We start from the raw sequence: 13,699 nt of genomic DNA, 5'->3' as shown, positions 1-13,699 counted from the left end.
TTACTCCAAAATGATTTGTAAAAAGGGCTAAAAGTGCCCAGCTTGTTTTTGTCTATATATGCGCATCAGCGCAGATTTCAATGCACTGAGCGCAAATTCTGTTGTGACTCGGTTTTTTAACGCAATTTGCTTGTTGTGTTTGGAGTCACGTGATCGGTATCTTACCTCTGATGGCTACATAAAAAAACTACCAAATGACGCTATTTCAAAAAAATTTGACGATTGCGACCAATATTTGACTTATCACTTTGTTTTACGGGGTATAGAAGACTGTGCGACGGCACATTTTTATGGCATTATAGCTCGGTTATAAATAAAAATAGTCGGAATGAATTTTCACTAAATGAAACAAGCTTTTATTCTTAGAGGGTTGCCGGGCTCAGGCAAAACACACTATGCACACACATTGGCCGATGAACTTGTCTCGGGTGATGAATCAAGGTATACCATTTGCTCTACCGATGATTATTTCACAGACGAACAAGGCCATTATGAGTTTAATAAGGCCAAACTACCTCAGTTTCACAACCTGAACATTGCACGTTTTATAAATGCAATGGCTGAAGGTATACCTCTGGTTATTCTTGATAATACCAACATTAAAAAGTGGGAATTTATCGCTTACGTCAGTGCTGCACATGCAATGGGTTACCAAGTTAAAGAGGTGATCGTGGGAGAGGTTAAAGATAAATCAATGCAGCATCTATATGCCAAGCGAAACCAACATGGCGTTGCATTAAAAACCATAAGTAAAATGGCACATATGTTTGAATGGTAAAAAGCCGACTTTAAAGTCGGCTTTTTTCTGCGTTACATCGCTTCGTATTCTTCTTGCCAGAAGAATTTTTCTTCGCCAAATGCTGGTTTTAAGTCATCTAGCCAGTGTGCGTTCTCGTCAAACTTCGCAAAGAATGGACGTTGTACCCACTCAGGATTACGTGCTTGGATAAAGCGCAGTGCAAATACTTTTTCGCCGTTAATTTCAGTAACGCCTGAAATTTCAACTTTACCAGGGCCTGCACTCATAGAAGGGCCTCGAACCGTGCGGCTTACACCTGATACTTGCTTATATGCATCTTTGAAGATTTCCCACGTTTTGTGAAGTGGTAGTTCAAAGTAGCGTTTTGCACCTGTATCACGTTCAATGAACATGTAATAAGGGATCATGCCCATTTGTGTTTGCTCTTTCCACATTTCTGCCCACATATTTGGATCTGTGTTCAGGTGGTTAAGCAAAGGCGCTTGCGTTCTGATTTGCGCACCTGTCTTACGGATAAGCTTGATCGCTTCTTTGGCGACATCAGTGCGTAGCTCTTGTTTGTGGTTAACGTGTGCCATGAACGATACATGCTTGCCCGCATCAACAAGCTCTTTGATAAGTGCGAGTAAGTCTTTTGCATCTGGGTCAGTTACGTATCTGAATGGCCAGAAAGTTAAAGACTTAGTACCAATGCGGATTGTGCGGACATGATCAAATCTTGGCTCTTTAAGTGCCTCTAGGTATTTACGTAATTTAACAGTACGCATAACCATAGGATCGCCACCAGTCATAAGTAGGTCGGTAACTTCAGTGTGCTCTTCAAGATATCTGTGCAGTAGCTCTTCATCGTTATTGTTGAAACGCGTTGCCTTACCAACAAATTGTGCCCAACGGAAACAGAAAGTACAGTATGAGTGGCAGTATTGGCCTTGCGCAGGGAAAAACAACACAGTTTCTTTATACTTGTGTTGAACACCAGCGACGTTTTCGCCTTCAAAAGACGGTACGTTTTTGTCCATTTGACCTGCTGGATGTGGATTAAGCTTTTGTCTTAGTTTGGTTGCTAGCTCGAACACCTCTTCTGGTGTGTGATCGCGCTTTAATAAAGCAGCCATTTCATCATAAGACTCATCGTCAAGCATGCCGCGCTGAGGGAATGTGAGCTGGAATACTGGATCATTAGGTACCTTGTCCCAATCAATCAGTTCGTCAATAACGTAATTATTTACACGAAATGGGAAAACGTTAGCAACGACCTTCATTTGAAAACGAAGATGCTCAGGTAGCTTATCGAGCTGTTCGATTTTATCAATTTGACGGTGTTGATACACAGTAAAGCGAGGTGGCTGATAGGCCTCTGCCGGCTGCAATTGGACGGATTGTTGCATACTTACTACTTCTCAGCTTGCTAGATTATTAAAAATAAGAGGCGTATTGTATCAAAAAGCTGAAGTAATTTCAGGTACAATTCGTCAAACATTCTGAAAAAATGATACTTTTCATCGTATGTGGTTGGAATATATACAGACTTGCTTGAACAATAATCACCTAGCAAATATTTTGTACCAGCGCATCCAACAAAGTGTGCTGGTACAGCACGATTTTAATACGCTTTTAGCTCGATAGCTTGGTAAATACCGTTGCTTAGATGCCCAATGTCTTCATCTGACGTGATATATGGAGGCATAATATAGATTAATTTTCCAAATGGACGGATCCACAAGCCTTTTTGAATGAAGAACTTTTGGATTTTTGCCACATCAACGGTTTCGAATAATTCGACCACACCAATGGCACCAAGAGTCCGGACTTCTTTTACAGCATCAAGTGTCTCGCATCGATGCAAGCTTTGCATGGCTTGGTATACTCTTTCGACATTTGCTTGCCAGTCTGTTTGTTCAAGCAACTCAAGACTTGCAATTGCAGTAGCACAAGCTAGCGGGTTGCCCATAAATGTCGGGCCGTGCATCAACACTTTTGCCTCGCCTTGGCTAATTCCCAATGCCACTTTATCTGTGGTGAGTGTGGCGGATAAAGTCATGCAACCGCCGGTGAGTGCTTTACCTACACACAATATATCCGGTGAGATATCTGCGTGTTCACAGGCAAACATTTTGCCTGTTCGGCCAAATCCAGTGGCTATTTCGTCGAGGATCAGCAGCACATCGTATTGGTCGCACAGTGCGCGAAGCTTTTTCAAATACGCGGGATTGTAAAAGTTCATACCACCGGCGTTTTGCACAATCGGCTCGATTATAAATGCTGCCAGTTCGGTATGATGCTCTGCAAATGCTTGTTCCAAGGTGGCGAGTTCTGCCTCTTCTTGATGTGCATTGAATTTAGACTTTGGTGCTTCCACAAAGACATGCTCAGGCAAAAAACCTTGATACATGCTGTGCATCGAGTTGACTGGATCGCAGACACTCATGGCAGCAAAGGTATCACCATGATAACCTTTTTTAGCTGTCATTAATTTGTTTTTAGACTGTCGCCCTTGACTCAGCCAGTACTGCAAAGCCATTTTAATAGCCACTTCAACGCTCACAGAACCGCTATCGGCTAAAAACACGCGCTGCAAAGGCTCAGGTGTGATTTCGACGAGCTTTTTACAAAGGTTCACAGCAGGTGCATGGGTAATACCGCCAAACATCACATGGCTCATTTGGCTAGCTTGCTCAGTCATAGCTTTTACCAGTTTGGGGTGGTTGTATCCGTGTAAAGCGCTCCACCATGATGCCATGCCATCGATCAACGATTCGCCAGTTTCTAGGAAGATTCGGTTTTTGTCTGTGTGTGTCACTGGGTAAACTGGCAGTGGATCAATCATCGATGTGTAGGGGTGCCAAATATGCTGCTTGTCAAAATCGAGATCGATCGGTTGATTTTTGTTCATTTGTAAACCTTGTTTGCTCATCACTCGTTGACAATACTAAAGCAAGAAGTAGACTAAGCCAATCACCGTCAAATTATCTGGCGAAAAAAACCAGAAAAAGAAGAGATTAAGTTATGGAATATGGCATCGTTCGTCACGATTGGAAACACGCAGAAGTAAAAGCATTATTTGAAATGCCTTTCAACGATTTACTTTTTTATGCTGCGAGTGTACACCGCAAAAATTTCAAACAAAATGAAGTCCAGATCTCAACTCTTCTGTCGATCAAAACAGGCGCTTGTCCAGAAGATTGTAAATACTGTCCGCAGTCAGGTCATTACAAAACAGACCTAGAAAGAGAAAGACTGATGGAAGTTGAAAAGGTTGTTAACCAGGCAAAACTAGCTAAAGAAAAAGGCGCAACCCGTTTTTGTATGGGCGCAGCTTGGTCAGATCCTAAAGACAGAGACATGCCATACATTGAAAAAATGGTTAAAGAAGTTAGCGCACTTGGTCTAGAAACTTGTATGACGTTAGGTAAGCTAGACAACCAAAAAGCACATGCATTAAGAAATGCTGGTCTTGATTATTACAATCATAACCTAGATACCTCGCCTGAATATTACGAGCAGATTATCACAACACGTACATACGCAGACCGACTAAATACCATAGATCATGTACGCGATGCAGGCATGAAGGTTTGTTCTGGTGGTATCGTAGGCATGGGTGAGCAAGCAGCTGACCGTTACGGTTTATTAATGCAGTTAGCAAATTTACCAAAACAGCCTGAAAGTGTACCAATCAACATGCTAGTAAAAGTAGCAGGTACGCCACTTGAAGATGTGGAAGATTTAGATCATTTTGAGTTTATCCGTACTATTGCTGTGGCGCGTATTATGATGCCAGAGAGCTATGTGCGTTTATCAGCTGGTCGTACAGCAATGAATGAGCAAATGCAATCAATGTGTTTCTTTGCTGGCGCAAACTCAATTTTCTATGGTGATAAGCTACTAACGACCGAAAACCCAGAAGCAGATGCGGATATGAACCTACTGAAAAAGTTAGGTATGAAGCCAGAGACGCGCGAAGATTACTCCGATGAAGCGTACGAAGCGTCTTTAAACTCTGCAATTGCAGATAAAGCAACGTCAGAGCTATTCTACGAAGCAAAATAAATGGCGTTTGAATTTATAGATCAAGCGCTAGAAGACAAAGCACGTGACGCGCTGCAGCGTCGCCGTATTTGCATAGATAAAGTGTCTGCTCGTCATATCCAAGTTGATGGGCAGCAGTACTTAAACTTTGCCAGTAATGATTATTTAGCGCTTGCAGATCAAGCTGTATCCGGTGATTTTGTCGGCGGCAGCAAAAGCTCTGCACTAGTTACAGGATATCAGCGTACTCACCGACTGCTAGAAGCCAAATTATGTAATTTGCTTGGTTATGAGCGAGCCATGCTATTTGCCAGCGGCTTTGGCGCCAATTTTAGTGTGCTTAGCACTTTATTTCATGACGCCAAAGTTGGCCAAGACAGTGCGATTTTCCAAGATAAGCTCAATCATGCCAGTTTGATCGATGGTGGTTTAAATAGTAGTGCCAAATTGGTGCGATTTAACCACAACGATACAAGCCATTTGCGCGCTCGGCTTGAAAAAACGAGAGTGCAAAATAAGCTAATTGTCAGTGAAGGCATTTTTTCTATGGATGGCGATGGTGCACCTTTACAAGAGCTGAAATCTTTGTCTGATACCCACAACGCCTGGTTAATGATCGACGACGCTCATAGCTTTGGAGTGTGTGGTGAACATGGCTTGGGCTCTGTCGAGTCAGGTGTGAAGCCTGACATACTGGTGATCACGTTCGGCAAAGCGATGGGCTGTCAAGGTGCTGCAGTGTTGTCTAGTGAGAGGGTGATTGATTACATGGTGCAGTTTAACCGTGAATATACCTATTCAACAGCTATGTCACCGGCCTTAGCAGAGATTGCATCGACGCAGTTGTCGCGTTTATGCGACAGCTATGACGCGCGGGACACACTGCACGAGCATATTGCCCAGTTTAAAATGCTATGTACTGAAGCGGGTATTCCTGTTCAAGCTTCTAATAGTGCAATTCAACCCGTTGTTTTGGGCGATGCGCAGAGCACATTGAATGCGCAGCAAAGCCTTGCACAAAAAGGTATTTGGCTGACTGCAATTAGGCCGCCAACGGTGCCACACAATACTGCTAGATTACGAGTGACGCTCACCGCAGCACACCAGCAAGTTGACATCGAATACTTGGTTGAATGCCTCAAGGAGGTAATATGAGTGCGATGTTAAAACTGAATATTGCAGATAAGTTTTCACGCGCGTCTGCTCAATATATCAAGCACGCCAACGTGCAACAGCGCTCTGCCGAAATCCTGTTTGCAAGTTTAAACCGCCGCTACAATACTATGTTGGATTTGGGGGCCGGGCCAATGCAACATCATGGTGTGCTATCTCAAAAGTGCGATACTTTAGTGGCTTTGGATCTGAGTGAAGGGATGTTAAAGCAAGGGCCAGCATCTGCAATGAAAGTGTGCGCAGATATGGATGCACTGCCTTTGCAAGCTGAATCTGTGGAATGTGTGTTTAGTAATTTTGCGATGCAGTGGAGCAGTGACTTGCCGACTTTATTTAACCGTTTGAATACCGTGTTAAAGGCTGGTGGTAGTGCACATTTATCCATTGTCATTGATGGTTCTTTGCGCGAAATTGCCAAAGCTTGGCAAGGTGTAGATGGTCATTGCCATGTAAACCAATTCACGCGATTTGAAGACATACTGCAGATTGCAAGGCAAGCTGGGTTTTCGATCCGTTCGATGAGTAAACGCTGTTTAGTGGATATTTACGATACACCACGAGAAGCGTTAAAGTCAGTAAAGAGTATTGGTGCAAACCAGCTCAACAACACGGATGCACGCCGTGGTTTAGTTGGCAAAAAAAGCTATCAGTCTTTGCTCGCTTCGTACCCGCTAGTAGACGGTTTTGCCCATGTTAGTTATGAAGTGGCATTTTTGGAGTTATTAAAACGATGAGCCAGTTTTTTATCACAGGAACAGATACAGAAGTCGGCAAGACCTATGTCACCAGTTTATTACTAAAATATTTGGTATCTAAGGAGAAAAAGGCATTAGGTTTTAAACCTATAGCAGCCGGTGCCGAAGAGGCGTTTGGCGAGCTGGTCAACGAAGATGCCTTAACCTTAATGGAAGCGGCTAATGTGCACGGTACCTATGAGCAAATAAATCCGTTTTGCTTTGCGCCACCGATTGCACCGCATATCGCGGCGAGCCGCGTAGATGTGCATATTTCAAAACAGGATTTAACCAACAAACTGGCTGATGTGTCTACGCTAGGTGCTGAGTTTACCATGGTTGAAGGTGCAGGTGGTTGGGCATTGCCAATCAATGATACAGACTTTTTATACACTTGGGTTGCAGAGCAAAACCTACCCGTTATCCTTGTGGTTGGTATGAAGTTAGGTTGCTTAAACCATGCCTTTTTAACAGCCCAAGCCATTGAGGCGTCAGGGGCAAAATGTGTTGGCTGGATTGCCAATCAAATTGACCCAAATATGGCAGAGTATGACGCGAACCTAGAGACGTTAAAACAACGTCTTGATTTTCCGCTTTTAGCTGTCACGCCTTATTCTGAAGAGAAAGCCAAGATGCAAGTGCACTCAGCACTGAACAGCTTACTTGGTGTGTAATACACATATTTATAAATAACCTTCATATTTTTTATGTATATTTATGAAGGTTATTTATTAAAACCCTGCCAAATATCAAATTTAAGTTACGACTTGTTGATTTAAAATCATCTATTTAATTATTTTAAAAAGTAAAGTTTACATTCAATCATAAATAAATGTTTTGTTACTTATTAAACTAATAGATAATAAATTTCATCGTTATCTTTATATCTTAACGGCGTTTCTAGCATTATCAGTAAAAGAAAGGAAAATGCTATGAAATATAAGTTTGCTCCAATTAGTTTAGCAATTTTGCTATCCTGCCAAGTCAATGCAAGTGCAACAGATCGCCTTTATGAACACCGCTGGTTAGACCCAAATGGAGATCCCTACTTATCTCTACAATGGAATTTACTCAACGATGGTAGTCTTGATAATACAGTTGCAGGGCACGACTTGAACTTGTGGCAATCGCACCTTTGGGGGCATAAAGGCCAAGGCGTGCAAATATCCCTAATTGACACAGGTGTAGACGAGCTTCATACGGATTTGATCGACAACTTAATTTTTGACCCCAGTATTGATTCAACAGAACCCTGGGCATCAGCACATGGCACATACATGGCTGGCTTGATCGCAGCTGTGCAAAACGATGTTGGGATCAGAGGTGTTGCCCCTGAAGCAGACGTCATTGTGCACAATAGATTGGGCTCATACATGAGCCGTCATGAGCAGTGGGCTTATCATCGTGGCATTGGGCTGCAAAATGGCAAAACCTCGATTGCGCAAAACTCTCGTGTTTTTAATACCAGCTTTGGGGTAACTCCTGTGCATAGCACGCCGTATAACTATGCTTATACAACCACGGATCCTGATACTGGCGAAACCATTCAGATGGTTAACTTTAGGCTCAGAGACGAGGTGATGGAGCGCATCACATTATCAACAGAGCAAGACAAACGCACCGCACTTTTTGTTCAGGCTGCGGGCAACGGCCACTACCAGACATTAATAAATGCGTATGGTCCTAATGGCATAGATACGCCGGGATATCACCATGCAATAAATAATGGCGGTCTCCCATTTCACAATGCAAATAGCGGCCATTTAACCAGTTTTTGGAAAATTAATGTCAGTGGCGTGAGTGCTGATGGCAGGTTAACCAATAGCTCTACTGTGGGCAGTAATATCTTTGTTACAGCGCCGGCGGGAGCAGATCGAAACACACCAGGTATGGTAACAACGACATTAAGCTGTGATTGGCACCAGAAATATCAAGGCCAACAACAGGCATGTACAGGTCCGCAAGATTATTATTTTAGCGTAAATGGCACATCGTCTGCGGCAGCAAATGTAACAGGTGCAGTGGCGTTGCTCATGTCGGCAGCTGAGCAGCAAGGTCACAACCTGACCGCAAGAGATATCAGGCACTTACTGGCCAATACGGCAACCAAAGTAAACCGAGATATGGAAGACATTAAGTTGTCTAATGTGGTGGCATTGGAAGGCTGGTCTAGTAATGCCGCAGGGGTTGAGTTTTCGCCTTATTATGGCTTTGGCCTAGTCGATGTTGATAAAGCTGCAGAGCTTATTCGCCGTTATGCCGTTGAAAATCTACCGGCAGACTTTGTAAAAACCAAATGGTTTGGCGAGCACGACACCTTTAGCAAGCCCATTTTAGAAGATATTACACATACAACCACCTCAGAAATTGAAGTGACTGAAGATATGTTTATTGAGGGTGTGCAAGTACGTTTAAGTGCAGAGCATGGCCGTATTACTGATTTAAAAGTTGAGCTAGAATCACCAAGTGGCACTCGCAGTATATTGATGTCGCCAAATAATAATCTGGTTGGACAAAACACAGATTATATCGCGCCATCTGAAAAGAGCCTGCTTGGTTATGATGATCATAAACTACTCAGTTATAAATTCTGGGATGAAAGATCTGTTGGCACATGGAAGCTACATATTACGGATATGAATGATCAACAGCGCACGATTGTCACCGACCCGTTTGGCCAACCACGCAGCCGCTACACCATCGAGAATAATACCAAACCGGGCACATTCACTAATTGGTCAATCCGTATACTTGGCCATACGGACAAAGTCACTAAGAAAAAGAACTTAAACTAATCTTCAAAGCTACTTTGTTGAGTCACTCCCAAGGGCTGATTTAAAGGCCCTTTTTCATTTGTTACAATAAAAACAATGATATTAATACTGAGCGGCATATGAAGGTTTTAGTTACAGGCTCCGCAGGGCGCGTTGGTCGAGCCATTTATATTCACCTAGCACACAAGTATAACGTGGTGGGTTTAGACTGCACACCTTGTTCAACTGCAGATTTCGTTGGTGATATTCGCAATGAAACGCTTTTACAGCAGGCGCTTAAAGGTGTTGATGTGGTTGTGCATACCGCGGCATTGCACGCGCCGCATATTAGCCATGTAAGCGATGAAATATTTAATGAGGTGAATGTTACTGCGACCATTAAGTTAGCAAAGTTTGCAATCGCCAACGGCGTCAAGCAACTAGTGTTTACCAGCACAACTGCGTTATATGGCCATGCATCGACGCCCAATGGCAGAGCTGGGTGGGTGACAGTGCAGACAAAACCTTTTCCTAAAACCATCTATCACCATACTAAAATTGCCGCGGAAAAAGCACTTGAAACAATAAGCAATGAGCTTGCTTTCCCCGTAACAGTGCTACAAATGTCGAGATGCTTTCCTGAGCCAGTTGAGCAAATGGCGCTGTACCGACTCAGCCGAGGAGTTGATTACCGAGATGTGGCCTCAGCGCACTACAACGCCATTGAAAAAGCACTGCCAGGCTTTAATCGTTTTATTGTGTCGGGCAAAACACCGTTTGATCCCAGCTGCTGCGAGCAATTATTTAATGATTGCGAGGCCGTTTTACGTGTACGATCACCAAAATTGGTGTCGGTGTTTGAACAGCGTGGGTGGTTGTTACCCAAAGGGTTAGATAGAGTTTATGACTCATCATTAGCACAAAAACTATTGGACTGGGAGCCGAAATATGGCTTTGAGAGCGTTGTTGATTTGTATGACCAAGGTTTTTCTGAAGTCTTGCCAAGTATCAATAATTGGGGCTCATAGTTGCCATAGTGAAGGACAAGCGAGTGGTGGGCACTCGCTTGATATACAGGAATTACGCCTCTTTGCTTTGCGTTGACAATGAAGGTTTGCGCTGCATTTTTTGGAAAAGCCAGCCAACCCCAACCAAACATAAACCTAAACCAATAAACGACAGTGCTCTTAGTAAACCTTCAAGGTTAGACATATCGATCATAAAGGCCTTTAAAATTACCATGGCTAGACCAATGAATCCTATGCTGGTGAGTTGCTTGTGACCCAAATGTTGGGCTACAAAAATAGTTGCAGTTGAAATCAATAGCCATACAATGGAATAAGTATATAACTCGGTTTCAGACATACCTTGCTGCCAATATATAAACCCATCACCAAAGAGCGTGCGGATTTCACCGTTGATAAACATAAATCCAAGCAACGCTATAATCACATATACAACACGATAAAACTGTTTTGCGATGAGCTTAAAATGAATAAAGCCATATAGACAAAGCGCAGGCGTAAGCCACTGCAGCCAAAGCCAGTTTACAACACCGCGGCCAATGTGCTCAGCAATAAAATAAGGACTTTCGAATAACGATATATTTAAGTGGATCAGAGCGCTACCAGCCAGTAGCACTGCACCGCCTATGATATATAGTTTTTGTAAGCGCGTAGTGAGCTGGCTTCTCCAGAAATAAACCCCTGCTAAAATCAACCAATTAAGAGATAGTACGGTTGCTTCTTGGTACGATAGGTGCGCAAAGTTAGGGTAGTCACCAATCAAGAAATAGCTAGTCTCAGTGGTCACGAGCAGTGCACATAAATGAATAAATACCCCGGTAAACCACGCATTTAATGACTTGGCAGGGTTGTATTTTGCGGCAAACCAAACTAGTCCTAGAGTTATTGGGTATACAATGAGTGTCCAATGAACTCCCAATATCGCCTCATTTTTATAATCGGCAATCCAAGGTGACACGGACAAACGTGTAACAACAACTAACAATGCTGCTTTATACAGCCAATCAGGGATCTCTACTTTGTATTTCCAGCTCAAATAACTCATAGAGGCTACCTGCGCCGCAATGGCGAGCGTAAGCGTACTGGCTGATAACAACATGGTAAAACATAATGTCAACATGGTGTTTGCCAAGATGAGGTAGGTGACCCTTTGTAAAGGTATGGGCGATTTCATCGCTGTCAAAGATGCAGCTGCGGCAATAAGCAGTAGTTCAAACGCCCACAAAGGATACAAAATTGCATCACTTTGCAGCGGTAACTCGATGTAGCTAACACCAAAAAGACTGAGGGGGACCAAAACAAGTAGCAGTAGATACGCTACACGTTGGGTGTCGCGCTTGACCATGACAACGCTAAATGCCACACCCAATATAACAGCAAGTTGAACGAACAAATATTTGCCAGTAAAAGGGTAGAGAATATTGTCATACTCAATTTTGTCGGTCATCAAGCTAAACATGTAAAGTGCAAAAAACAATGCTAAATAAGGCCAAGTATCTAGTGCACTGTGTTTATAAGCAGCGCCAATTGCGATGACTGCCACAACTAAAGCTGCGATGGTCAAGTGGCTGAAAGCTGGGTTGATGGTGAGATACATGGCGAACAAGAATAGAGTGATTAAAGTCGCCACTTGCTCTCGTCTTGGCATAAGTAGCGCTTTGATTGAAAGCGGTGTATGCATACCCAAATTGAGTCGCCAGCCTAAAAGGTGTGATAATACGTACAAGTACAGCGACGCCACGGTAAATAGCAAAACAACTGCAAAGTCGTTTTTATCGGCGAAAAAAATGGCTCCAATAAACCAAATGGAATTACCTACGAAGCTTTGCCACCAAACCCATTTTTGTTTTACATAATCGGCAACCCAAACCGCAGATAATGATACAAAAGACACGTATAACAACAATGCTCCTACGTTATTAGACCCAGTAGAGACAAGCGCGGGGACAGCGTAAGCTCCGATGATACCAATTCCTGCCAATACAGGGCCAAAGCGCAGCGCTAAATATGTGGCACCCAATGCAATGATGGCCAAAAAAACAAATGCAAGATTGGCAGGAATAAAGTCATAGTGGTTAAACGATACCAGCACCATGGCAAAACAGGTGATCACTCCACCGCTTGCGAGTGCCGCGGAAATATACGGGGTATTGACGTTAAGTTTGGTTTTAAAGCGGTTGAGCACTTCGGCGCCCGCCACCAAGGCACAGCCAAATAGTGCACCTAAAATAACCCTAACACCCGGTGGTAACAGACCAGCTTCGATGGAATAGTTAGCGAGAAATACACCGCCAATAGATAAAATAAGTGCGCCCAACCAAAAAATACCATTGCCTTTTAGCAGGGTATCTAAGTTAAATTCGGGCAGTGTAAATTGGTTTTTGACCGTTGGTTTAGCAGGTTTAGATAATTGTGACTGATCCACCCCACCAATTTGCTCTTGCACTGTATCAGGCTTTGTTGATTCTATTTGTGTTGTTTGCTGAACAGTGGAGGAAGGCGCTGAAGAAGACTCATGCAACGCCTGCTTAAGCTTATCAATTTGTGTTGTTTGAAAGTCGATAATTTTTTGAAGGTGTGTGACCTTTTTCATGAGCTCTTTGATCTGACCGCGATCTTTGAGTGCAATAACAACACCAATAAACAAAAACAGGTTAAATGCAAAGGAAAACAACTCAGTATCCATACTCTTTCCTTATATTTATAAAGAGGTAAGATGAGTTTGCTTTAAAAACAGATAATTATCAAGTAGGGCGCAAAAGTAACATTGTGGAGCAATGTTACTTTTGCGCAAGGTTAAGTGAGCGGTTTTAGCTGGCGCTGAGTTTTACGTGTTGCGCAGGGGAAATTTTATTGTTCATTAGAGAACCTCTGTCACCCTGAACTTGTTTCAGGCTCCAGTGTTTATGGACGAAAATACCAAAAAATGTCACTGAACTTGGTTTCTTCTTACAAGGCAAGATGAAAAGCGTCGTTTTGCATAAGATAACTACGTATCGGTTATAAGCTTTACATGGATCCCGGAGCCAGTCCGGGATGACGGTATGGTGCAATGGGGTCGTGACGGCGAATGCAGTGAGTACATTTTTTGAGCACTTCTGTCACCCTGAACTTGTTTCAGGGTCCAGTGTTTATGGACGAAAATACTAAAAACGTCACTGAACTTGGTTTCTTCTTACAAAGCAGGTGAAGAGCGTCGTTTTGCATAAGATAACTACGTATCGG

General features: G+C 43.1%; 10 protein-coding genes. 7 read left to right on the top strand and 3 right to left on the bottom strand.

Features of this window, described 5'->3' with window-relative positions; genetic code table 11:
• Positions 1–343: 343 nt before the first annotated feature.
• A complete protein-coding gene (locus MHN81_RS06530) occupies positions 344–778 on the top strand; it encodes an ATP-binding protein (protein WP_023401725.1) in 435 nt (144 codons plus the stop codon).
• A gap of 32 nt (positions 779–810) precedes the next feature.
• Here the strand turns inward: MHN81_RS06530 and MHN81_RS06525 are convergent, their stop codons facing one another.
• Entirely contained in the window at positions 811–2,148 is a 1,338-nt protein-coding gene (locus MHN81_RS06525) for a 4Fe-4S cluster-binding domain-containing protein (RefSeq protein WP_023401726.1), read from the bottom strand.
• Positions 2,149–2,363: 215 nt separating this feature from the next.
• Positions 2,364–3,653 carry an adenosylmethionine--8-amino-7-oxononanoate transaminase gene (gene bioA / locus MHN81_RS06520; protein WP_239425338.1) on the bottom strand — a complete coding sequence of 430 codons (1,290 nt, stop codon included), beginning with the start codon at positions 3,651–3,653 and terminating at the stop codon, positions 2,364–2,366.
• Positions 3,654–3,766: 113 nt separating this feature from the next.
• Here bioA and bioB point away from each other — a divergent pair, with 113 nt between their 5' ends.
• From bioB to MHN81_RS06490, 6 genes are all read left to right on the top strand, one after another.
• Positions 3,767–4,810, top strand: a complete 1,044-nt coding sequence (bioB, locus tag MHN81_RS06515) for a biotin synthase BioB (RefSeq protein ID WP_023401728.1) — start codon at positions 3,767–3,769, stop codon at positions 4,808–4,810.
• Positions 4,811–5,944 (top strand): 8-amino-7-oxononanoate synthase, encoded by a 1,134-nt coding sequence (locus MHN81_RS06510; RefSeq protein WP_239425337.1) that lies wholly within the window; start codon positions 4,811–4,813, stop codon positions 5,942–5,944.
• On the top strand, positions 5,941–6,696 hold the full coding sequence (locus MHN81_RS06505; protein WP_239425336.1) for a methyltransferase domain-containing protein: 756 nt from the start codon (positions 5,941–5,943) through the stop codon (positions 6,694–6,696). Before MHN81_RS06510 ends, MHN81_RS06505 begins: the two co-directional genes overlap by 4 nt.
• Positions 6,693–7,370 carry a dethiobiotin synthase gene (gene bioD / locus MHN81_RS06500; protein WP_239425335.1) on the top strand — a complete coding sequence of 226 codons (678 nt, stop codon included), beginning with the start codon at positions 6,693–6,695 and terminating at the stop codon, positions 7,368–7,370. Before MHN81_RS06505 ends, bioD begins: the two co-directional genes overlap by 4 nt.
• A 258-nt stretch (positions 7,371–7,628) precedes the next feature.
• Positions 7,629–9,491: a S8 family serine peptidase gene (locus tag MHN81_RS06495; RefSeq protein WP_023401732.1), complete on the top strand. Its 1,863-nt coding sequence runs from the start codon at positions 7,629–7,631 to the stop codon at positions 9,489–9,491.
• A gap of 98 nt (positions 9,492–9,589) precedes the next feature.
• Positions 9,590–10,477 (top strand): NAD(P)-dependent oxidoreductase, encoded by an 888-nt coding sequence (locus MHN81_RS06490; protein ID WP_239425334.1) that lies wholly within the window; start codon positions 9,590–9,592, stop codon positions 10,475–10,477.
• Positions 10,478–10,529: 52 nt separating this feature from the next.
• On the opposite strand, the gene MHN81_RS06485 is transcribed toward MHN81_RS06490, so the two are convergent.
• Positions 10,530–13,160, bottom strand: coding sequence for a DUF2339 domain-containing protein (locus MHN81_RS06485; protein ID WP_239425333.1), 2,631 nt, complete (start codon positions 13,158–13,160; stop codon positions 10,530–10,532).
• Between the last annotated feature and the right edge of the window lie 539 nt (positions 13,161–13,699).

This window comes from Pseudoalteromonas sp. Of7M-16, from assembly GCF_022347805.1.
GTDB classification, from domain to species: Bacteria; Pseudomonadota; Gammaproteobacteria; order Enterobacterales; family Alteromonadaceae; genus Pseudoalteromonas; species Pseudoalteromonas luteoviolacea_F.
This window is presented reverse-complemented; position numbering and strand designations above follow the sequence as displayed.

Coding starts and splice junctions, on each gene's coding strand:
- MHN81_RS06510 (WP_239425337.1), top strand. CDS start 4,811: ATGGCGTTTGAATTTATAGATCAAGCGCTAGAAGACAAAGCACGTGAC.
- bioD (WP_239425335.1), top strand. CDS start 6,693: ATGAGCCAGTTTTTTATCACAGGAACAGATACAGAAGTCGGCAAGACC.
- MHN81_RS06525 (WP_023401726.1), bottom strand. CDS start 2,148: ATGCAACAATCCGTCCAATTGCAGCCGGCAGAGGCCTATCAGCCACCT.
- MHN81_RS06485 (WP_239425333.1), bottom strand. CDS start 13,160: ATGGATACTGAGTTGTTTTCCTTTGCATTTAACCTGTTTTTGTTTATT.
- bioA (WP_239425338.1), bottom strand. CDS start 3,653: ATGAACAAAAATCAACCGATCGATCTCGATTTTGACAAGCAGCATATT.
- MHN81_RS06505 (WP_239425336.1), top strand. CDS start 5,941: ATGAGTGCGATGTTAAAACTGAATATTGCAGATAAGTTTTCACGCGCG.
- MHN81_RS06530 (WP_023401725.1), top strand. CDS start 344: ATGAAACAAGCTTTTATTCTTAGAGGGTTGCCGGGCTCAGGCAAAACA.
- MHN81_RS06490 (WP_239425334.1), top strand. CDS start 9,590: ATGAAGGTTTTAGTTACAGGCTCCGCAGGGCGCGTTGGTCGAGCCATT.
- bioB (WP_023401728.1), top strand. CDS start 3,767: ATGGAATATGGCATCGTTCGTCACGATTGGAAACACGCAGAAGTAAAA.
- MHN81_RS06495 (WP_023401732.1), top strand. CDS start 7,629: ATGAAATATAAGTTTGCTCCAATTAGTTTAGCAATTTTGCTATCCTGC.